This window comes from Arthrobacter sp. ISL-5, assembly GCF_018613835.1.
Lineage (GTDB): Bacteria > Actinomycetota > Actinomycetes > Actinomycetales > Micrococcaceae > Arthrobacter.
This window is the reverse complement of sequence record NZ_JAGGPM010000043.1, coordinates 1-20,831: the sequence shown is the minus strand read 5'-3', so window position 1 is coordinate 20,831 and position 20,831 is coordinate 1. Positions and strand designations below refer to the sequence as shown.

Annotated in this window: 17 protein-coding genes and 5 pseudogenes; 10 read left to right on the top strand and 12 right to left on the bottom strand. The window is 60.7% G+C overall.

The genetic code is table 11. From position 1 onward, the window contains the following. The first annotated feature begins 72 nt into the window (after window positions 1-72). Entirely contained in the window at window positions 73-336 is a 264-nt protein-coding gene (locus tag J7I89_RS21320) for a DUF4190 domain-containing protein (RefSeq protein ID WP_214974473.1), read from the top strand. Window positions 337-742: 406 nt separating this feature from the next. Here J7I89_RS21320 and J7I89_RS21315 read toward each other — a convergent pair whose 3' ends face one another. Next, entirely contained in the window at window positions 743-1,897 is a 1,155-nt protein-coding gene (locus tag J7I89_RS21315) for a PxKF domain-containing protein (protein ID WP_214974471.1), read from the bottom strand. 140 nt (window positions 1,898-2,037) lie between these two features. Between J7I89_RS21315 and J7I89_RS21310 the strand changes: the two genes are divergently transcribed. Continuing rightward, window positions 2,038-2,241, top strand: coding sequence for a co-chaperone YbbN (locus J7I89_RS21310; RefSeq protein ID WP_214974464.1), 204 nt, complete (start codon window positions 2,038-2,040; stop codon window positions 2,239-2,241). Between the two features lie 105 nt (window positions 2,242-2,346). Here J7I89_RS21310 and J7I89_RS21305 read toward each other — a convergent pair whose 3' ends face one another. The 8 genes and pseudogenes from J7I89_RS21305 to J7I89_RS21275 form a co-directional block, all read right to left on the bottom strand. Continuing rightward, window positions 2,347-2,721, bottom strand: coding sequence for a DUF1508 domain-containing protein (locus tag J7I89_RS21305; RefSeq protein ID WP_214974462.1), 375 nt, complete (start codon window positions 2,719-2,721; stop codon window positions 2,347-2,349). A 245-nt stretch (window positions 2,722-2,966) separates the two neighbouring features. Beyond that, window positions 2,967-3,146, bottom strand: a pseudogene (locus J7I89_RS21300) (helix-turn-helix domain-containing protein); the annotation flags it as partial. A gap of 865 nt (window positions 3,147-4,011) precedes the next feature. Next, window positions 4,012-4,842, bottom strand: coding sequence for an SDR family NAD(P)-dependent oxidoreductase (locus J7I89_RS21295; RefSeq protein ID WP_214974457.1), 831 nt, complete (start codon window positions 4,840-4,842; stop codon window positions 4,012-4,014). 697 nt (window positions 4,843-5,539) lie between these two features. Then, window positions 5,540-6,664, bottom strand: coding sequence for an EAL domain-containing protein (locus J7I89_RS21290; protein ID WP_214974455.1), 1,125 nt, complete (start codon window positions 6,662-6,664; stop codon window positions 5,540-5,542). Between the two features lie 276 nt (window positions 6,665-6,940). Then, complete coding sequence (locus tag J7I89_RS21285) at window positions 6,941-7,159, bottom strand: hypothetical protein (protein WP_214974454.1); 219 nt, start codon at window positions 7,157-7,159, stop codon at window positions 6,941-6,943. A gap of 200 nt (window positions 7,160-7,359) precedes the next feature. Beyond that, on the bottom strand, window positions 7,360-7,992 hold the full coding sequence (locus J7I89_RS21280; RefSeq protein WP_214974452.1) for a DUF416 family protein: 633 nt from the start codon (window positions 7,990-7,992) through the stop codon (window positions 7,360-7,362). A 716-nt stretch (window positions 7,993-8,708) separates the two neighbouring features. After that, window positions 8,709-8,840, bottom strand: a pseudogene (locus J7I89_RS25400) (GlsB/YeaQ/YmgE family stress response membrane protein); the annotation flags it as partial. Between the two features lie 407 nt (window positions 8,841-9,247). Further along, on the bottom strand, window positions 9,248-10,258 hold the full coding sequence (locus J7I89_RS21275; RefSeq protein WP_214974450.1) for a hypothetical protein: 1,011 nt from the start codon (window positions 10,256-10,258) through the stop codon (window positions 9,248-9,250). A 638-nt stretch (window positions 10,259-10,896) separates the two neighbouring features. On the opposite strand from J7I89_RS21275, the gene J7I89_RS21270 reads away from it, so the two are divergent. The 6 genes and pseudogenes from J7I89_RS21270 to J7I89_RS21245 form a co-directional block, all read left to right on the top strand. Continuing rightward, window positions 10,897-11,334 (top strand): VOC family protein, encoded by a 438-nt coding sequence (locus tag J7I89_RS21270; protein ID WP_214974449.1) that lies wholly within the window; start codon window positions 10,897-10,899, stop codon window positions 11,332-11,334. Window positions 11,335-12,117: 783 nt separating this feature from the next. Continuing rightward, a complete protein-coding gene (locus tag J7I89_RS21265) occupies window positions 12,118-12,375 on the top strand; it encodes a hypothetical protein (RefSeq protein ID WP_214974447.1) in 258 nt (85 codons plus the stop codon). Between the two features lie 65 nt (window positions 12,376-12,440). Continuing rightward, complete coding sequence (locus tag J7I89_RS21260; protein WP_214974445.1) at window positions 12,441-13,178, top strand: ABC transporter ATP-binding protein; 738 nt, start codon at window positions 12,441-12,443, stop codon at window positions 13,176-13,178. Window positions 13,179-13,207: 29 nt separating this feature from the next. Continuing rightward, on the top strand, window positions 13,208-13,468 hold the full coding sequence (locus J7I89_RS21255; protein WP_214974443.1) for a thioredoxin family protein: 261 nt from the start codon (window positions 13,208-13,210) through the stop codon (window positions 13,466-13,468). A 50-nt stretch (window positions 13,469-13,518) separates the two neighbouring features. Beyond that, entirely contained in the window at window positions 13,519-14,973 is a 1,455-nt protein-coding gene (locus tag J7I89_RS21250) for a hypothetical protein (RefSeq protein ID WP_214974441.1), read from the top strand. An 868-nt stretch (window positions 14,974-15,841) separates the two neighbouring features. Continuing rightward, window positions 15,842-16,108: pseudogene (locus tag J7I89_RS21245) on the top strand (recombinase family protein); the annotation flags it as partial. A 77-nt stretch (window positions 16,109-16,185) separates the two neighbouring features. Here the strand turns inward: J7I89_RS21245 and J7I89_RS26020 are convergent. Together J7I89_RS26020 and J7I89_RS26015 are read right to left on the bottom strand one after the other, a co-directional pair. Beyond that, window positions 16,186-16,478, bottom strand: a pseudogene (locus J7I89_RS26020) (hypothetical protein). Window positions 16,479-16,584: 106 nt separating this feature from the next. Beyond that, window positions 16,585-16,785: pseudogene (locus J7I89_RS26015) on the bottom strand (helix-turn-helix domain-containing protein); the annotation flags it as partial. A gap of 842 nt (window positions 16,786-17,627) precedes the next feature. On the opposite strand from J7I89_RS26015, the gene J7I89_RS21235 reads away from it, so the two are divergent. Both J7I89_RS21235 and J7I89_RS21230 read left to right on the top strand, forming a co-directional pair. After that, entirely contained in the window at window positions 17,628-18,539 is a 912-nt protein-coding gene (locus J7I89_RS21235; RefSeq protein WP_214974438.1) for an S-4TM family putative pore-forming effector, read from the top strand. A gap of 1 nt (window position 18,540) precedes the next feature. Continuing rightward, window positions 18,541-19,407, top strand: coding sequence for a nucleotidyltransferase (locus J7I89_RS21230; RefSeq protein WP_214974436.1), 867 nt, complete (start codon window positions 18,541-18,543; stop codon window positions 19,405-19,407). Here the strand turns inward: J7I89_RS21230 and J7I89_RS26010 are convergent. After that, the gene (locus J7I89_RS26010) at window positions 19,373-20,212 is read right to left on the bottom strand and encodes a hypothetical protein (protein ID WP_374102034.1); all 840 of its coding nucleotides are present in this window, start codon (window positions 20,210-20,212) and stop codon (window positions 19,373-19,375) included. The two genes, J7I89_RS21230 and J7I89_RS26010, sit on opposite strands and share 35 nt — an antisense overlap. Between the last annotated feature and the right edge of the window lie 619 nt (window positions 20,213-20,831).

The window sequence follows — 20,831 nt, the reverse complement described above, 5'->3', positions numbered from 1 at the left end:
CACGGAAGGGCGTCACCGATGAGCATTCCTCAATATCAAGTACCAGGACCGTCGCAGCGGGGCGAGGGATCCGTGCCTGCTAGGGTCAACACTCTGGCCATCGCCGCATTTGTCTCATCGTTTTTTATCGGGCCGACCGGCATCGTCTTGGGGCTCATCGCCCTGAACCAGATCAAGACCACGGATGAACGCGGCCGCGGGTTGGCTATCATCGCTCTCGTCGTCGGCTGCGCGTACATGGCAATCTTCGCGTACATCACCATTGCCCTCTTTTCGTCAGAGGGCCGCAACGCCCTGACACTGGTGAGGTGCCCCCTCTATCAGATTCGGCGGTAACCGCGGTGCACCATTCCGCCGATGATTCCCGCGATCGCTCCTGGCAGGGCACCGACGGCTACGATATGCCGCAACAAGCTGTAAGGCCACACGAGGGCGACTCCACCGATTAGGATGGCGGGCGCTGCCACGCAGGCCGTTACCCAGTGCGGCTGGCCTCGCAAGAACGACCAGAGTGCAGCTGTGAGTGAGGTGGCCGAGCCGGCTAGCAGGTAGAGACTGCCGACTCGTGCGTCCTCTACAAATTCCGGTATCGCCGTGTAACCGAAGAACGTTGACCTCAGCAAACCGATAACCATCAGGACGATGGACGAGACGACCAGGATCGACCAGAGGATAACCCCAGGCCAGCCTCGACGGCGGATTGAAGCCGGTTCCTGACTCATGGCCGGCGCACCTTTCCAAATCACCGGACGAACTTGAACATCGCTTGGTGTGAGCTGCCGCCGTTCAGCGTCATGTTGAATATCCGACACGTCCCGGCCCAGCTGTCCTCAGTCTTCCACGCGTAGTTGTACGTCTGGCTGGCGGATTCGTAGTTCAGGGTGCCAGCGCCGGCCGTTGACGTCGGCGCCACTGCACTGCTGGGAGTGTTTGCCGGACATTCGACCCGAACGGATGTGGGGGATCCTGCCTGGATGATGCTGAGGCCGTAGTCTCCGCCAAAACTGAACTTCATTGGCATGGCCCGGCCCGCCTTGACCTCGCTGATGGCAGGTGCCGCCGCTACCGGTTGGAAGAAACCGGTGAAGTCGTAGCTGGAGATGGTTACCGCCTGCTCTGCCGATGCGAAGGCTTCCCCGCCGGCATTGTCCCGGATGGCGAGAGTCGTCAGATACGTGTCCGCGGTCGTATAGGTGTGGGTCGCAGTGGTTCCCGTGGCTGTGGTGCCGTCACCGAACTCCCACAGATAGTCGATAACGTTACCGTCGGAGTCCGTGCTTGCGCCCGCGTCAACGGTGACCGTTCGGCCGTCCTGATTGAGGCTGAAGCGGGCAACCGGGTCCTGGTTGACAGCAGGTGTGTGCCAGACGGACAGCCGGGTCGGCTCCCCCTGAGGCGCGACCTGCGCTCCGAACAAGGTGGCCGTCCATGTCCCTGGCTCGCTGGCGCTGAGGTGGTAGCTTTCGAACGTGGGGCCGACTTCGTGCTGGACATCAGCACTGTGGACGCCGCGGTCGATGACACGCCCCGATGGCGATGTCAGGGACAGTACAACGTCGCTGCCGCGCATCGATGCGAGTGCCGGCGCGATGTTCTTTAGCCACGTCGTTTGCTGTGCCGCGAACTGCTCTGCGACCCGGGCTGCGCCCGCAAAGACGCTGAAATCGATGTTCTTCGTCAGCTGGGAAGCAACTAGGTCCAGGTTGGGCTGAACGAGTGAATAGGCGCCCAGGGCGACTGATGAAAACCAACCACGGGGGGCCAGAACTGAACCGGCCGCGCCGATGGCACCGGTGACGATCAGCTGCGGTGGCCCGCAACACAACAGCCGCAGCGGTATGAGACGAAGAGTGGACACCACGCCATTCCTGCCTTGATCCCCTGGGTGCGTTGACACGCCCCTTCCTTCCATCCATGCGCGGACGGCCGGGCACGCCCCCTCGGAAGGAGGCGCAGATTCCTCCTATGACTAAAGTCTGCACCTTCCACAGGGGTGGAAGGTGCAGGCGAAGCGCTGGTGGTTAGTCCACCCTTCCAGTGGCGACACCGCTGACCAGCCTGGCCTCCTGCGTCATCTCGTGCCTTGCAGCAATTTGCCGAAACCCGGGCGTCGCTTCGAGGCTGGGCATCACCTCCATCCCGGCCATCCTGCTGTTCGACGCCGGCAGGCTGCGGGCCGCCGTCATCGGTGCCAGGCCCAAACAGTTCCTGGAGAGGGAGTTTGCCGACTACCTGGGCTAACGCCGAAGGCATCCGAAGACAACAAAGTCACCGACGTCGGGAATTAGTTCACGATTCGGCCGCCTCCCGTGTTTGCCGGGGTGTTCCTGACCGTGGGTCTGTGCCTCAGGCAACCTTGTGCAGATCGGACCCAACACGAACCCGGCGTGGAGCTGCCGGCCTGTAGGATCCCGTGGCGGTGGTACGCTGCGGCGCCCCGGTGCCGGGATTCGGCGCCTCGGTGGGACGGTCAGCCGAGGGCCGCAGGGCTTGCCGGGCACCGGTAGCCTTAGGCGCTGATGATCCGTGGACGGGGATTTCCGGGCACAGATCGGTGATCAGGCCCATTCCGGCATACTCGCGCGCGTCACGGATGCCGGACACCGCAGCGGGCTTGTCGGTAAAGGATCGGGAGACGGCCACCACGGTTCCGTCGGGGGCTTTGAGTCTGAATCTGAAGCTCGTGTCCTCGTCGATGAAGAGTTCAAACGTACCGGTCATGGGTGTCCTCCTGAACGCCGGGCGGCGACGCCCGGCAGGTCTCGTCGGGTCCGGGACGCGGCGTTGCGTTCCGGTCGTTCTGTTCCGGCAAAAGGATCATCTGGTTCACTGAGTGTGAAGCGCGCCACATGGCGTCTTATCCAACTTACGGGGAAGAACCGTCTACTGGCTAGTACACGGTGGCCGCAGGACAGCACGACGCTCCCCCGAGGTGCCCGGTATTCCTTTGGCCGTCAGCCGACAAGTCAATGATGAGTAACTTGTACTGGAGGATTGTGGGAGCCGTTAGCCTTGGGCGCTGATCCAGTGTTGCGCTTCCTGGCGATGCGCCGGTACAGAGTCGCCCTGGACATGCCCAGATCACGTGCCACCTGTATTGCCGGTTCGCCGCCTGCGATGAGGCGACGGGCATTTTCGATCTGAGCCGCTGGGCGAGGATGACCGGGGCGGTGTCCTTCGTGCTGACGGTGGCCAGCAGCGCGTTCAGGCCCCGCACCCCGGAGTAGTCGCCGCCACCGGAAGGGTAGGCGTGGACGTCCAAAAGGGGACCTACTCATCATTCGACTGAGAAATCTAGTCGGGGATCTCCATTTGGAAGCCACAGGCGCATCGGAGGACGCGGGTTTGGAGGTAGATATCGAAGGCCAGGTCGGCAGGGTCGGAATTGGTGGACATCGGCGTCCGGATGCTGCGCAACTCGGCGCCGGCCGCTGCTTGTGCGGCCAGATCTGGCAGTGACGAGCAGTGGGCTAGGAACGTTGCCACGTTCAATCGCGTTGGTGACGGGCTGGGTTATGAGTCGCGAACCCCTCTCCCCCGGGCTGCATAGGCACAGGCTGAAGATCGTCACAATCCCCACCAGCTCTTGACTCCGGGTTGGTTCCTCTCTGGGCACCGGGCATGCGGCGCGCAGGGCTGCGACACCCATCCCCAACCCATGCCGACACGGCCAAACAGCCGCGACCCGAAGGTGGTCAGCAGAATTTCGAGCCGAGTGAAGTCTCAGAGGGCGTATCGAAGACATCTAACTCAACTTTCGTGGGCCACTAACTATTTTCCAGAGATGGGTAATAGGAACAGCTTTGACCTGCGGAAATGTGCGAAATTGCCTGATTTAGAACCCATGTAAATTTTCAAACAGTCTTGCCAGACATAGTTCAGAGCAGGGGTGGGTCTGACCTATGCAGATTGGGCGACGGACCGTAGGCAGAATCGGCTGATCACGCCGTAAGAGCTGGAACCGCACACTCCCGTTGTGACACTCCCTCGAGTGCTCGCGATATGCGGCCTTCAGACGATGGGCTGACCGATGAGCGATTCTGTGATGTCGATCAGACGCCGACGGGCAATGCTGTCGTATGCCTGGGCGTTGGCACGGACACGTCGGGTGATGTTGAAGTACGCCCCGGTCGTGTCGGACAGGCCTGGATCAGCGACCAGCCGTGCGGTGGCCACGACCCCTGTTTCCAAGCTGTCGATGCTATGGCCGACGGATTCCAACACCATCTTGGTTGGCATGTAGGTCCCAGGGTGGAGGCTGTTGATCGTCACCTGACGTGCCGGGATGCGGTCCGCCAGGATGAACCCGAGGGTGATGAGCGCGAGCTTGCTTTGGCAGTAAGCTCGAGTCCCGCTGTACCCGTGTGTGAGCATAACGTCGTCGAAGTCGATGGGTTGCTGTCCCGCGGACGCGACGTTCACGATCCTGGATCCCGGCCGATGTTGCATGGCCGGGAGGAGCCGGGACATCAGGAGTGCGGGCGCGAGGTAGTTCACGGCGAATCGCAGCTCGTTGCCGTCCACCGTGGTGGCCCGTGTGGTCGTATCAGGCTGCCCTATGCCGACACCGGCGTTATTAACCAGCACATCGATGCCGATTCCGTCAGCCGTGAGTTCATCGGCCATGGCACGTACCTGGTCGAGTTCGGCAAAGTCGGCCAGCACACAAGATACCTCGACGCCGGGACGGCGGATATCGTTGGCGACGCGTTCAAGGGCGTCGGGTCGTCGGCCATGCAGGACGAGTGCGGCGCCGTCCTTTGCCAGCCGGCGGGCAAGCGCGTAGCCCAGCCCATCAGTCGCTCCTGTGATCAGGAGGGTTTGGTCGGTCAGTGTGGTCATGCTTGGGCTCCCGTGATGATGAAATTGCTCAGTTCGTCGATCAACGCGTCATCACAATCGGTTGGCAGAATCAGCTGGCGGTAGAAGACTATGCCCCGCCGCCGGCCGTCCAGACAGGCTTCAGTCCGGTTTGTCCGGTCAAAGGGTCCCCTATGCCCGACACGCTTTTTCAGTAACCGGCAGTCTCTCACTTCCTTGGTTCTGGGACACCCATGGTGGAACCCTCCCCCCGATCCTCATGTCGTTGTCCGAACCATTGCAGGAAATGCCCGGAGCCGTCTGCACTGTTGGAACGAGTGGTTTAGACAAAATTGGGTCCGACCACGTACAAGAGGACCGTGATCACGGGCCACGGGCCACCCCAATCTGGCAGGTGGCTTTTCCGTAAAAGAGCCCCTGCATCAATGACATAAACGCAGGGGCTCTGTGGGCGCCTGCAGCTCTTTGGGGAAAGCTGGGTGCCCGGCCAGCTAACTTACCGAGTGTCGCACCCCGCCCATTACCCCTACGTCGTTCCTGATCATTCTTGAGCCAATCTTGATCTTGAGCTCAGGCTCTCGATGCCGCTTCATCGCGTCGCCCAGCAAGGCCCATGGCCACAGCAGCGGTACATCAACGCCCCATCGCAAGGGTCCGGAACTACAGCCTGTCAGTCGAGCGTTCCGACGCATTCAGACCCCGAAGTGGCGGCAGCGCGCTAGAGGGTGGTGTCATTTGCGGAGGTCCGGGCCGGCACGGTTTCTGCTCGGATGGTCCATGCTGACCAGTCCAGCGGGTGGACCGAGGGACGGCCGAGCATATAGCCTTGGGCGGCGGTCATCCCTGCTTGCATGACGGCTGATAGTTCGGCCTCGGTTTCGATGCCTTCGGCGGCCAGGACTGCCCCGACTTCCCAGGCCAGTTCGATCACGGCAGGATCACCCGAGCTGCGGGAGCTGAGGATGCTCTCGATGAAGGTGCGATCGACTTTGATGATGTCGGGTCGGAGCCTGCGGACGTGTTCTGTCGGGGTGAAGCCCGGACCGGAGCCGTCGACAGCTACACGCAGCCCATTATGGCGCAGCGGTGTCAGGATCCGGATGAGGTCGTCCCAGACGCTATCGCCGGCGCGGCCGGTCAGCTCGATGATGATCCGTTCCAGCGGCAGGTGTGCGGTCTCCAGCAACTCCTGGACCCGGGTGTGGGTGAGTGTTTCGGGGGTGAGGTTGAACGCCACGAACAGCTGCTGGGGGATCTCCAGTGCAGCGGACAGGGCGCATTGCAGCGCCGCTATTTCCAGCTCAGTCCCGAGCCCTATGGCGGCTGCTTCCCGGAACCACGTGTCCGCGCTGGCGCCATCCTTGCTGACGAACCGGGTCAACGCCTCGAAACCGGTGACATGTCCGTCCGGCAATTCCCGGATGGGCTGGAAGGCGGTCAGCAACATCCTGTTCCCGAGAAATGCTTCAATCCGTTTCCTGCTGCGTCTCGCGAAGGGAACCCTCAATGTCCGGGGCTCCTCCGGCGCCGACGAACCCGACAAGAACTGCCCGAGTGCCGACGGGGCTTCGTCTTCGACCGCTTCTGTGAGCTTCCTTGTGATGATCAAGTGCTCCAGGAGGGCTCGTTCGGGATCGTCCGGGTGCGCAGCCAACAGCTCCCGCAACTGGTTCTTGGCCCATTCCCGCTCTGGACAAGTATCGTCCAGGACATCGTTGATCACATCGAACACTTGCTCGCGCAGGGTCATGTCCCCTCGCGGTGCCGCCGGTCCCCCCGGATCCGGTGACGGCTCTGCGCCGGTGTGTGCTGGCAGAAAGGACTCTGGTTCGTCCTTGGTCATCCGATATTCCTTTTTATAGGTACGCGTATCGGCTGAGCCCGGTACCGTGTGCCTTGGCCGTGCCGTTCTCAACGGCCACAACGAGAAGGATACAACGCTGCATAAATAAAATCTGCTGCGGTTTATGGATACCAATTTTTTTGCGGCGGGAAATGATCTTCTGGTCCGCGACCGTCGCCCAACCACTTGGTCGGCTTGGTCATGATTCAGTCAATCAGCACGCCGATCACAACGGATAGCACCTCTTTGCCGGATTCCCCAACATATGTTCACTTGTCACGACACGCTGTGGTCTACGGCTCCGCTGACGATTTCGGCGCCGGGGTCAGAGACCACGAGTCCATCAAGCACCTTGTGCAGTCCCCAAATGAATTGCTCCGTGGAGATGTAGCCGGCCATGGTGCCTGTCGCGGCTGCGGACAGCGGGTAGCTCTCGGCCGATATTGCTGAAAAACCGGCATGCCGGGCGGCTATTCGCTCAGCCTCCGAAGGCACTTGGCCTGCCTCACCGATCCTTGTCCATTCGAGCGTGTTGAAGCCATCCGGGCAGCCCAAGCCCGAACGGCGCCACGTAGCTGGCAATTGGCGGCGCACAAGGACAAGGCCTCCAGACATGATCGATCCGCCCGTGACGGGGTAGTGAGCCCTGCCTCACCCCGTCGGGGGTTCATGCGATGGGCTCGCCTGCCCGTCCTCTAGCGGAGCGTGGCCGCCCATGAAAGGCCTTCCGAAGCTGATTGCTGCCGAAGACCCTCCCACGATGGTGGCGCAGATTCCACAACCACCAGGTCTCTGTCCAAGAAGGCCAGGGCTGTCTGGACTACGTCGGATGTCAGGGTTGCTTCATTCCTTTCCAGGGACTCGCCAACCTTCTGGACATATAGTTCGACTTGCTCGAGGTCGGGCTGGGAGATGGCGTAGTCTGCGGCCTCATACAGCTGTCTTGCAGCCCACGCCGCCTCTTGAGGGTCATCACTTAGGCAGGTTCTGATGGCGTAAGCCACGGCGGCCGCTGCGTTCTGTGCGTAACCCATTTCAAAGACCCATTCAGCGTCATCCGAAGGGCCGAAAGAGGCGGCCATGGAGTCAAGCCCCCGCACGTCAACAGGACCACCTGATGCGGCCTCCCAGGCAGTCGATAGGATCTCCCCGAGCCGCTGGGCTTGGGCATCTGTACCAGTCTTCTTCGCATATCTTACGAACAAGGGCATCAAGCGTTGGGCGCACGCCGCCGAAAAGGCAATCTTTGCCGGGTGGTCCAGTTGCCCGAGCCTCGCCGTCAAGGCGGGCTCATCATAGATTCGCAGTGCTTGCATCTTGATCACCACCAGGCCGTTGTTGGACTTGTAATGGTGGCCCCCTTGCTTTTTAGAAAATTCTGGCACGCACCGCAAATGGGATGGGACGTTCCGATACCCTGCGGAGTAAGGCCCGCGCTTAAGGCGCCGTTGACAGCCGTAACTTCCGCATGCGTCTTGGGTGATAAAGCAATCATATCGTCAGCCCCGGCCATTGCCCTTTGAGCGCCAGTCAGATCCCGACCACCAGACGCCAGGACGTTCACTCCCTCCTTCGTGCTCAGAACGGCCGTGACTCTCATGTTCTGGGCGATGGGATCCAAGACGCTATGAATGGACGTAGCGCGGGCGGCCAGTGCCTTTCCTCCGACACCAAACTTGCCTGCGCCTGCAGCTACCGCGGCGCCCACAATCGCTTCCGGGCAGGATGAGCGGCCAGACAGGCAGGAGGTTGTCTGGTCGCTTGTGGAGACGGCGACTGCGGAGGCAACCCAGGAGAGTGCGCCTGCCACGGGGGCTATCTCTCCACAGATCACAAAGGCGATCGCGCAGGCGATGGCTACGGTTCCGGAAACGCTGGCGATGCCGGTCTGCGAGCCGATTGACCATTTCGCGCCAGGCCAGAACTATTACGAGCCTGCTGGCCCGGATCGGCCACATCATGATGCCCCGGGGAGGCCGGTAGGAACTGCCAACCGGACCGGTGAAGTCATTACATTAGCGGAGGCGCGGCCCCGCAAGCGTGTTCAGATCCTGCTTCGACGCCCGCTGAAGGCACCGAATATCGCCAGCACGATGATGGCCCCCAGAATAGACAGCAGCCAGGTCCGCAGGCCGAAGAAGTCCCCGAGGCCGCCGCCGAAGATCAGAGAACCGATCGGCCGAGGATCGGGCCTGGGAGAACCCTTGGATGCAGGTCACATATGACGGCCCTGTGGGCTCCGACGCGGAGCCTGCACTGTGGGACGTCGACGCATGGCCATTGGTTCATTTCGAAGGTCGTATGGCGCTCCTGGGCCAGCTCCAGCCATGGCTCTACCAAGAGACCATGCGCATTTTCCTATTCGTCACGTCCGGCGAGTGGCCCGAGTCAAGCAATTCCGTGCCCGAACCGGAATGGGTCGTACTACCGCCCTGGCGCATGCAGCCTTACGCCAAACGTCCCCGAGGTACATAACCTGAGCGGTTTTGGAGTCGCCATTCGAATTGCGAAACGGACAGAGCCGCACCTGACATTCGCCGGTGAAGGACCTTTACCGGGCACCTGAACTCTCGTTCGGAGCTCCTACTTCGGGTCGCGTAGGAGGGTGGTCAGCACAGCATCCGCCCCAGTCGGCCGAGCCCTCGTGTACGCCTTGCGGATCCATTGCAATACCCCCGAACCGACAGTGGCGGCCGCTCCCCAAAGCGGCTCGTGGGTCGCGAAGGCAACGGAGAACCCGAGAGCGCCATCGATGATCACGTCCGTGCCGTCAGTTCGTACGTGTTCCTTGAGCGATGAGCTCTCGAGGTCGCGGCGCACTTTATTCACTCGGGGCCGCAACTCGTCTTCGACGCGCTGACGCAGCTCGTCAGGTGAATCAGCTGACGCTCCGCGCTGGATGCTACGCAACGCACTCCGCCAGTCCTCGAAGTCGCTCGACGATTTGCGGATAGCCGCCGCCTGCCGGACCGATACATCGATCGATGGCACGGCGACGCGAGACACCTCTCGGAGCACCGCCTCGGGGTGCATGTGGTGCGCTCCAACGGTGACCTTCTTCCTCAATAAGGTCAACTCGGCTTCGGACGACGGCACGTACTGCGCGTGGGCATACAGGTTGTGGACGATTCCGGCGAACCGGGCGGCGGCCGACGCGGGGTCCTCCCGGAGCGACTCGTAGGAACCATCTCGGCTCCAGATCTGTGCTCCGGCATGCACAACATTGTCGGCCCCGTCGCCACGCCGATAGCGGATACCCCTGGTGTCGGGCAACGCGGATCGATCATCGAAGAAGTTGGCGAGCGGGTCGAGTAACAGCAGCCTCGGGTAGTACAGCAGCGAGTCACTCAAATCCTCGCGAAAAGATGGCTCACTTCCGTAGGCGCTCCTCCATCCGCTAATAAGCGAGGCTCCATCTGAGATCGCCTCGTCTGCTTGAACCAGCCAAAACTCACCTAACACACCCGCGAGTTGGTCCAACTCGGCGAGACTCAGCATGGCCAGCTCTGGATGCGTCGGCTTAGCGCCGAGTGAGTTCTCAAGGGCGTCAAGCACCGTATCTGGTTGGGGCGACATTCGTGTTCTCGCAGCCATGACCCCATCGTGCCTCACAATCGCGGACTATGCGTCCGTGAGCCGGTCCTCGAACGTACACTGCTGCAACACGCCTGCCCCTCTGGAGCCCCCACCGCCTGCTGCCCATCTCGCACCCCGAGGAGTTGGAACGCCGCATCGGAGGAGTTCACGAAGAGCGACGAATGGGAGAGCCCGGAGTCGTGACCATTCTCTGAGCCGCGATACCCAGCCACGGTGGCGAACGCGGCAGAGCAGCACCAACTCTCAACAGAGCGGTGGGCAGGGAAAATGCCGGTTCATAGCCGCTTGTGCCTAGGCAAGGTCGAGGCGTTTTGCCTAGGCACATTCACCCCAGTTTGCGCCAGTCATGGATGAGAACAGAGATGGGTGCACCTAGGCAGAATCTCCCCAATCTGCCAAGTCTCTTCGCACCATGGCACTCCGCGGCACCACCACTGGGTTCCCTGTCCGCGATGCCGAGCACTTCGATGCCACGGCGGCCCAGTCGCTCGACGTAGAGCTCATGGCCGCAGCCCGGTTCGAGCACGCGCGAGTCTGCCCGAAGGCCGAGGGCCGGGCTGAGCCCCCTATGCATACTCGATCATGCTCCGACTCGCCACCGGAGCCAACCGGCCCGGCTCGATAGAATGCAACGCATGGCCATCAGACTCGACAACGTCGGCATCGCCGTCCGCGATCTCGAAGCCGCGATCGCGTTCTTCACCGACCTCGGCCTCACGGTCCTCGGCCGCGACACGGTCAGCGGCGAGTGGACCGACACCGCCGTCGGCCTCGACGGCAACCACGCCAGGATCGCGCTGCTCCAGACGCCGGACGGCCACGGCCGCCTCGAGCTCTTCGAGTACATCCACCCCGAAGCGATCGAGACCAAGCCCACGCTTCCCAACGAGATCGGCATGCACCGCGTCGCCTTCTCGGTCGACGACATCGACGAAGCCCTCGAGACAGCCGCGAGGCACGGCTGCCATCCGCTTCGCGGCGTAGCGACCTATCAGGACATCTACAAGCTCACGTACGTCCGCGGTCCCAGCGGCATCCTCGTGATGCTCGCCGAGGAACTGAAGAAGAGCTGACGGCCGATCGGCCCAATTGGCCTGTGTTGCTAGGCCTAAGGGTCAAGAGACTGTCCGGTAAAGGATCCTTCATCGGGTCCCTGCACGGCAGCAGCAATCTAGGTCAGGACCTGTTTCCAGGCGTCTTGATTACGTAGGACATAGTCAGCCGCAGCGTGCGAGTGCTCGCCGCTTCCCGTAGGACCTCGTCAGCCCCATAACCGTCAATAACAGCGCGCAGCCTCGCAGCTGCCTCTGGAACCGGTTGGCCTTCAAAGAGCACTCCAAAGGACTGCGCTGCATATGCAAGGGGGCGAACGGTGGGTGTTCATCGATTGGGACGCGGCGGGCCCGAGTACGCGCCTCTGGGAACGTGGCACTTGGCGATTAATAAATTAACTGGATTAACCCGTTGACTTTGCAGGTGTATCTTTTCTACCCTTTTCTTGGGGGATTCGAGAAGCGTTTGTTTCTGAGGGGAAACCCGTCAAGCAGCCGCCCGCTGAGTACTCCGCAGATTGGCCACATTGTTCCATCGCGCCTGTCGTATAACTCAAGCATCGATGGCAAGTGGCTCAGTGCCCGCATGCTGCCTCCGGACCTCTTATCAGACGATTTCGTTCGACTGCCCAGCATGCATTCGAAGACGGCACTGGCTGATTAACAAATTAACTGGATCAACCCATCGACTTGACGGTCTTTCTTTTCCTGCGCCCTAACGGGCGGAATTGAACCGCGTTTGTTTCTGGGCGAAATCCGCAATGCCATTTGGCAATTCATCAACAAATCGAAAGGAATAAGTGAATGCTTGCACTCACAGATTATGCAATTGGGGCGCACATATCCGCCCAGAACGCCATCGCCCGAGCCGTGGATTCGGCCCTGGAGAAGTCCAGCGAATTTCGCTGGGTCTGGCTGGTCCTAATCGGCATTCTGGTGGTCGCCGCTGCAGCCGCATGGGTATACTGCCGCAAATCAGGCTACGACGGCTTCACCGGCGACATTAGTGCCGTTAGGGGTCCTTGGGGAGTCAAGATCGGCATCAAACTCGGCTGCTACTAGGCCGATGGCCCTAGGAGAGGATTAAAACAATGGCGAACTTGCCTGACCCGTTGCAAGTGACGGGTTTGACCAAAACCTACGGAACCCGGCACGGAGTCCAGGATCTCTCCTTCGCTGTCCCTCAGGGTGCGATTACGGGACTTCTGGGACCCAACGGGTCGGGCAAGTCCACCACCCTGCATTGCATCACCGGGTTCATCAAACTGTCTTTCGGCAGCATCCTCATCGGCGGCGCCCCGCACGAATCAGTGGAGGCGAAGGACCATTTTGGTTTCTTCCCGGACGATCTGCCGATGCCGGAGTCCCTCACGGCCTCCGAGACCATTTCCTTCTACCGCCGCCTGAGGCCGCTGTTCTCCAACGAAACCGCTTCCGGTCTCACCGAGCTACTCGGCTTGTCCTCGCATCTGGATAAATACGTCGGGGACTATTCCCACGGCATGAAGCGCAAACTTCAGCTGGTTCTGGCCCTGGCCCATCGGCCGGAACTGCTCATCCTGGATGAACCTATGCGCGGTCTTGACCCGGAAGCCGGCCTGCTGATGAATGCGCTGCTGAAAACATTCACACAAGAAGGCGGCGCCATTCTCCTGGCCACCCATGACCTCGTGGCGGCTGAACGATTCTGCGATTCAGTTGTCATCCTCGCTGAAGGAACAATGGTCGCCTCCGGAACGCCACGGGATCTGATGTTAGAGAACGGCGCCCGATCCCTGGAGGAATTGTTTGTCCACGCCACCGGGTTGCACGCCACGATGATCGGCAAGGAAAAGGAACTGCAGCGACTGCTGCGGTCACCGTAACCAGAGTCACTTCACACACGGGAGAGAATGTGAACTTCGCTAAGTCCCTCGGTATCGGAATCGTGGTGGCGCTGCTGACGTTGCTCGTCATATTCATCGTCACCTTTCTCACCAACGGCAGCCTGTCGATTCCGGCGTTCGTCGTGGTGGAATCAACCACCAATGAGGTCGGAGCCCCGGAAACAAGCATGTTTTTCAACCCGTTGGGCCCGATTGGCCTCGCCTTGGTGGCCGGTACGCTGATCTGGCTGGCCGGCAAGGGGTCCAAGCGCGCCGGCCGGAAGCAATGAGCATCACCGGGTTCCGCCGGCCTTCGCCTCCTCCGCCGGCACTGACCGTGATGGCTGCAGTCCATGGCATCACCTGGCGTATCTGGTTCAACGATCTCGCCCGGTCGCTGGGGTCGAAGAACAGGGCAAGAGCATTTGTGTCCGGGATCCTCACCGCGATGGTGGCCTGGACTGCGTGGTCCAGCGTCGAGCTGGGTCATCAACTGGGGCTGGACGCGGATATGGGATGGCAGATCGCTGCCCCCGTAGCCGGTGTGGTGTTTACAATGCCTGCACTGGCCACGCTGATGGCAGTACTGTATGCCCCGAGCCGGACGCTTCTCACCGAGATGCTCTCGGTACTCCCCGTCCGACAGGCCCATATCCGGGCGGCCGTGCGGTGGCTCACCGTCTCTGTGGGTTACTTCGGCGGGCTTCTCGTCGCAGGCCCCCTCGCCCTTCAGTTCGTCTTCACTGGGAGCGTACGCGTCGCAGTGGCCGGACTTGGCTATGCCTTATTCGCAGCCCTCTTCGGATGTCTTACGACCCAGGTTCTTATCGAACTGGGGCAGGTGATCATAGGAAGGTCGCTGGGTCGGAACGGAGTCATCGTTCAGGGAATCAGCGGACTGCTGACCGCGGGCCTTCTCCTGTTCGCGTTCATCGGCACACTGCCTATGAACGGCAGGGAAAGCGGAGGCGTTCTGCTGCCGCTGGGAGAGGTATTCGCGTGGCTACTCGGCGGCCCAGCCCCGGCATGGTGGACCGTGACGCTGGTCGCAGCCGCTCCATTGGTCATGCTGGGCGTCCTGCAATTGCTGGAATGGGTGCCCCGGCCGGAATTCACAGCCTGGCATCCAATACTCCGATGGAGGCGGAAACGCCGGAAGGCCAACGACGAATCCTTCTTCCGCCTCGAGCTTCGACAGTGGCTATGCTTCCCCTCGAACGCCGTGCTGCTGTTGTTCGTCAACGGACTGTGCGTGGCAGCTGTCATTTCTGCTGCGATTGCCGGCTCTGATGACCTGGGCCTGTTCTACATCTCGCTGGGCGTCGCCAGTGCCCTAGGCATCGGATGTTACGGCCCAACCCGCCGTCACCACTGGATATACCGGGTCGCAGGACAACCGACATCATGGGTCATGCCGAAATTCATGGCAGTATTCGTAGTTTGGGCGGCCATGATGGGTTTCTACGGGACAGCCCTGATCCTATTCACGGACGCCCAGCCCGTGGATCTAATGATGGCATTGCCGATGCTTTTCGTGGAAATGTGCGCCAGCTGCATCCTGGGGCTTTTGCTGCCGGTGTCCCGGGACCAGTCAATTGGCGGGGCCGTGTCCGAAGCAGTCGCCGTGATTGGCCTGATCGGCCTGACCTTCGGCCTACAGTCAACGCTTGCAGCATCCGGCAGTCTGTTCGCAATTGTCCTGGTACAGCTAATGATGATGATCGCAGTCGTCGCGGCGTACTTCCTGACAGGACGGTGGATGGGACTGCACCGCTCGGAAATGGCGGGTCAGTGATCAGCTCAGGACACCCACATCTGCCCACCGACCCGGAACCTTTTCATCCACAAGTATCCAGATCCGGCGGCGTGGACGGATGCCAGGGAACCTTCGCCATGGTTCGGGAAGCAGCGGTGCGCTCCTCTCTGTGCTCCGCGCAGCCCTCCTGCCCGCCATGACAATGGCATCCGTCTTCCTCGCGGCGGGAACCATAGCCGCTCTCGCCACAGGAACGCTCAATGACCCCCTCACGGCAGCACTGATCGGGTTCGCAGTATGCTTGAGCTCCCTCATCCTCCATGAGACCGCTCATCTGACAGTCCTTCGATGGCTCCTCCAGGATTCCTGCGCCGGGACAACGAAAAATTCCTTGACCGGTGTATGGATAGCCGCACCCCGCATGCAGGGAATACACAACATCCTCACGGCAACCTCGGGCCCGTTAGCCGGGGTTCTGTGCTGCACACTGACCATCCCTGCCGGCGTCCCGGCCTGGATAGCGATTCCTGTGGCGCTCGGACATGCCGTCAATCTACTGCCGTTTTTCGCCGACGGGAGAATGGTCTTGATAGGAGTCGGTCAGCTCGTCCTGAAGGCCACCAGGCATCCAAGAAACCAGGGATCCTCACCGGTGAACGAGCGGAAACGCTGAACGACCTGGCCCACGGCGGGCGATGGTGGTACAGGCAAGGTTCCGGCTCAGCTGCTGATTGCGCCACCTTGCTCGGGATCGCCGTAGTACTTGGGAAAAATCAGGCGGATATGGCTGACCAGCGATGACCCGGGCCGGTCTTGGCCAACGTCAGGTGCTCGGCTGGAGCGCGGCTAAGTCGGCGTGAGCCTGGTCAACGGCGTCGGGGTAGGCCTGGCGTTTCTCGTGCTCCGTGGCCGGCTCCTCTTTAACGTCCTGGCCATGGTCGCCGAATTCGAAGCGGACCTGATCCGGGCACGAACCCGGGAGGGCATGGCCGTCGCCAAGGCGAAGGGCCGCCTCCGGGGGAAGCAGCCCAAGCTCTCCAAAACACAGGAGGCGCACCTGGTCTCCGTTCACCCGGCGGGGACGCACACGACAGTCAAACTTGCAGAACTGTTCGCGGTCGTGCGCTCAACCGTCTACCGCGCCATCAAACGTGCAGGCGACACCACCGCGTAGATCCGAAAGAGTTCCGCCATCCAAGGCCGGAATTCGCACCATAACCTCCTAAACGTGAATTTCCGTACCGATCCTCCTCAGACCCCGACATCGCGGCGCGCCCAGTCCTCGCGGAAGTACGGGCTGATCGTGGACAACTCGCCGATCAGCGCCGTCAGCTCCTCGTTCAGCGGGTTGCGTCCCGCCTCCAGGCGGAGGATGGCCGCGCCGGCCGCCGCGCCAGCAGCCAGTCGACGTAGAAGTCCCGGGCGGGCGGATCGAGGTAGTTGAACCGCGCGAAGTTCGCCCCGCGCGGGTCCTCGAAGACCGGGGAGAACAGCGCCAGGCTGAGGTCGTTCGCCGCAACCAGGTCCAGGCGCGGCGTCTGCACGATCGCGGGCACGCTGATGCTGTCGACAAGGCGTCGGAGCGAGGCGCGCACTACTGAGGGCTCGTTCCCCTCCAAGGGAGCAGCCCTCAGTAGTGCGCGCCTCCGTCAGCCGAAGCGCTGTGGCGATCGCGCCCAGCACGCTCTCCGACGCGCCGCCGACGTCGCCTCGCTCCAGGCGCGTGTAGTAACCGAGGCTCACCCCGGCGAGCGACGCGACCTCCTCGCGCCGCAGCCCGGGCACGCGCCGCTCCTCGCCGTAGTCGGGCAGGCCGACCTGGGCCGGCGTGATCTGCGCGCGGCGGGACATCAGGAACTCCTGTGCTTCGTCCTTCGAATTCATTCCTCAAAGGTACGAGCAGGGACGCCAATCCCGGGAGTCCCTGTCGGGTACCCCCGGCGGGGCTAGTGGGTCGCTCAGTGCGTCGAGATCAGGGCTCCGAGGGCTCGCGTGGAGCACCGGTCAGTCGCCGAAATGAATGCGGGAAGCAGTCGGCCGCCCCGTGCACGTTGATGGATTGCTTGCCGCAGTCGCCCGGCCAACTCAGTAATGGAGCTGGGGCGCTTCCGTTGCCGCTCCAGTTGGAATGCCAGAGGTGCATGGCAACGAGAGACTGCCATCACCGAACTGCCCCCGAGCACTGACACCGGCAGAGGACCACCTCTGCAGATAGTTTGTTGGCGAGGCGCACAAACTCTCAGTGCAGAGGTGGGTAGCCCAAATGCCCGCTGACCAGCACTTTTGCTGGTCAATCGAGCCTGTCTGGGTTGTAAGACTCACCTGACCATTGTTGCCAGTGATTGTTCAATTGGGAGGTGGGTCCTCCTAGGCAGAATCTCGACTACTTGCCGAGCCCCAGCCGTACATGGCTCAAGGTAGCGTTCCGATGAAGTAGAGTTCCCCGGTCATGTGCCGCGTGCATGACGACCTTAAACCGTCTTCTTACGCCCGGCATGCGAGTGGATACGTCTGTCGACATCATCAATGGACAGCGAAATGGTCCACTTTCCACCCATAGACGTCTACGCCGAGGCAAATTGGGCCTAGGCATGACCCACCCTGTTCGGCATAGGCAAACGAAGCATGGCGCCGCCCCAGACCGGCGAGGGGCGATGGGAGATACCCGGGCAACGTGTGGTTGGATGATGCATGTGATCAACAGTGCCTCGCCACGGCTCGTGGCTGCCAGCGACGAGTTGCTGGAGCGCCAAGATGAACGTGGAGCCCTAGAACTACTGCTTGCCCAGCGTCGCATCTTTGGAATTGCGAAGTGGATCAGGAGAGTCCGAATCGGCGGGGCCCTTACTATTACCCTTTTAGGACCGGTGGTCACCACCCTTGACGTTTTGACCGACAATCTTGTAGGCTCCTTGGCCGGCATCTGGGTCGTTCTGTCATTGCTACTTTCCCCGTGGGAGTCCTTGTTGATCGTTCGGGCTGCCAGGATCCTGGAACAGTTTGAATGTATTGTCTTTGGGTTGCCCTGGAATCAGGCGTTGGGCCAGAAGGTTGCCCCGGAACATATCTCAGACCGCCTTGGCGGGTTCGAGAAAGCAATAAAAAGGCACAAACTACAGGGCTGGTATGAGATCAGACCCGGACTGCCCGGCCCGATGGCGGTTCTCCTGGCCCAACGCATAGCGTGCGTTTACAGTCAGAGGATTCATACCGTCTACTACATCGTCACAGCCATGCTGGGGGCCATTTCTCTTTCGGCAATCCTGCTCATAGCGGTGCTCAAAGGTATGTCCTTGGGGGACTTTCTGGCTGGCATCGCATTACCGATTATTCCCGGCGTCATCGCCCTGAACGAAGTAATACGCGGCAACGCTACAGCAGCGAGACAGCGGCAGGTCCTGGGGGACGCCTTGGACGAGCAAGCTCAGTCCCGCGCGGTCACAGAAACACGGTTGCGTACGAACCAGGACGCACAGTACCAGATCAGGTCCAGCGCCCCGCCTCTACCGGAACCAATCTACAAGCTGGTCTATGGCTGGAATGAGAGAGCGATGAAGTATTCATCCGCCAGATTCCTGGAAAATATCAGCGGAGAGCGAGCGTAATGTGGCGATAACTACCGCTGCAGCATTTAGTGAATATGTCACGGCCATCGCTCCCACGGTCAATCAGTGGAACTCTGTGAATTCTCGCTTCAACAGTTCCCGAAATATTCTGTCTACCGAGTTCGACGGCACAGACATGCCCCTGCACAGGATGGCACTTATGGGATCGGCCGCAAAGGGAACCATCATTCGGCCCATTGATGACGTCGATGCCATGGCCGTGTTTGCAAATGCTCCCGCTTTGTATGAAAAGTACAAGTCAAATAGCCAAGGCTTCCTTTACAGAGTCAGAGATGCCTTGGCTGGGAAAAGGGTTGAAACTGTCGGTTCGCGGGGCCAGGCTGTGAGGCTCTTCTACGTTGATGGCGGCCACGTCGATATAGCCCCGGTCCTCACCGCTTCGAAGGGATACTTGCTGCCAGCAGGCGACGGCACTTGGATCACGACGGATCCAGAAGCCTGCACTTCATGGCTAAATACTCAAGACGGCCAGCACGCATCGAACCTAAAACCACTGGTTCAGCTGCTCAAAAAGTGGAATCGGGCCCACTCTAGCCGGATGCGCTCGTTTCACCTTGAGACTGTTGCAGCAAGCATGTTTACAACGCTGGGAAACAACCAGCGCGCTAATCTGCGAGTCTTTTTCGAACATGCTTCAAAGTGGCTTCCGGTTAAGGATCCGTCTGGGCACTCCGGACGACTGGACTTGTACCTGTCAGAACGCTCCCGGTCGGACGTGGTGTCGAGCTTCAGCACTGCACACAAGCGGGCTGTTGCTGCAGGTGAAGCGGAGGCGTCGGGGAACCACGAAGAATCCCTCCGCCTCTGGAAAATCATCCTAGGCGCCGACTTTCCGTCCTACAGCTAGTCCTTACCTGCCCGTGTTCTGGAAGGGGAGCTAGCCGTAGGTAGGGAACTTCTGGCCAAACAGGGATCGCCACTGGCTTATCGCCTGCCCCCTTTGCTGTCTCAAGCCACTGAAGGATCGCCCAGCTATGATCCTGGCAACTTGTGGTCATTTTTAAAGCTATGACCTCAATGTGGTAACTCTGCATGCGCACGTCCTGGCGGCGATTCCACTCCTTGATCATTTTGACCACGTGCCTAAAGTTTGGCCCGTACTGCCCTACAGCGGCGGTAATCGCTACTGAATGGCTCGGTGGGTTCGTTCGAATCCATTCGCCACGATTCATATCTGGAATTTCGTAGCCTGTTACAGCCTTCGCTTTGTCTACCAGCCTCGAGGCGGGCACCACGTCCACGCTCGGCCACGACAGGAATTTCATGGTCACAGCTTGACCGTTGCGTCTCACGTTCCCCGCTCCGGACCCCAGGGAAGTTTTGACACTGGACAGCACCTGAGCCGGAGTTCTGCCCTTTATGTGCTCCGCAAAATGAAGGACGACCATAACGTCCAAATCTGCGTGATCACGCAGCGCGGTGTATCTGGGAATCGACCCCATTGTGAAGGCGTCTAGGATATTGAGGCCACCGCTACGCAGTCGTACGATCCAGTCCTTACGAATGTTGGCGATCGTCCGGTGATCACCGGGGAGATTTATTGTCGACAAGAACTCCTGGAATGCGCCTGCAGTGGTCCAAACCAAGTTCTCCTCGCGTTCTTCCGTTTGGCTTTGCGTCCGTCTTGAAGCAATCCTACAGACGGTGCACATCCCCGGCGCCAATGAATCGGCTGTTTCTTGCTCATTGGCCGCTGACTTGCATAGTCTTCAATGCCAGTCATGATTTGAGTACGGCAGGGGCGGCGTGAACCCGGTCCTCCTTAGTTTCCTCAGCATTCGATTATGCTCCTCACCAGGTAAGGCAAGGGTCGATTCACTACAAGCTGAAGCGTGTCGAGGCCGTTCCTCACGATCTGGGGACAGCGGCAGCCGGGCTAAGCCGGCTTCGCAACGAGGCCGCCCACGCGGAGGACTCTCCATCCCGTCCGAAACTGTTCGAGAGTACGCGGTTACAGCCCTGGACGTCGCGTACGGCCTGGATGAGATCCTGGTCCCGAAGCCGAAAATCATCCAAAGATCTGCCGGACTGTCTGATAAACGTTAAGGGGTCATCGAGGCCTTATAGGGCGTGGCACCTAGTAGTACTTTGTTAGATGTGGCGTGTCGGCTGTTAATCCGTTCCCCGTTCTGTTAATTTTTCGGGCATGGATCAGGACGAGCTGGCGGCGATACGGGCCGGGCTGGAGGAGTACGTCAGGCAGGTTTTCGCGTCGTTCCCGCGCAAGGACCAGCGGACCAAGGGCCGGCTGGCTCGTCAGGGGCCTAGTGT

Excerpts from the sequence above, each read along its gene's own strand:
- J7I89_RS21305 (WP_214974462.1), bottom strand. The coding sequence starts at position 2,721 with ATGACCGGTACGTTTGAACTCTTCATCGACGAGGACACGAGCTTCAGA.
- J7I89_RS21295 (WP_214974457.1), bottom strand. The coding sequence starts at position 4,842 with ATGACCACACTGACCGACCAAACCCTCCTGATCACAGGAGCGACTGAT.
- J7I89_RS21290 (WP_214974455.1), bottom strand. The coding sequence starts at position 6,664 with ATGACCAAGGACGAACCAGAGTCCTTTCTGCCAGCACACACCGGCGCA.
- J7I89_RS21275 (WP_214974450.1), bottom strand. The coding sequence starts at position 10,258 with ATGGCTGCGAGAACACGAATGTCGCCCCAACCAGATACGGTGCTTGAC.
- J7I89_RS21270 (WP_214974449.1), top strand. The coding sequence starts at position 10,897 with ATGGCCATCAGACTCGACAACGTCGGCATCGCCGTCCGCGATCTCGAA.
- J7I89_RS21265 (WP_214974447.1), top strand. The coding sequence starts at position 12,118 with ATGCTTGCACTCACAGATTATGCAATTGGGGCGCACATATCCGCCCAG.
- J7I89_RS21250 (WP_214974441.1), top strand. The coding sequence starts at position 13,519 with ATGGCTGCAGTCCATGGCATCACCTGGCGTATCTGGTTCAACGATCTC.
- J7I89_RS26010 (WP_374102034.1), bottom strand. The coding sequence starts at position 20,212 with ATGTGCACCGTCTGTAGGATTGCTTCAAGACGGACGCAAAGCCAAACG.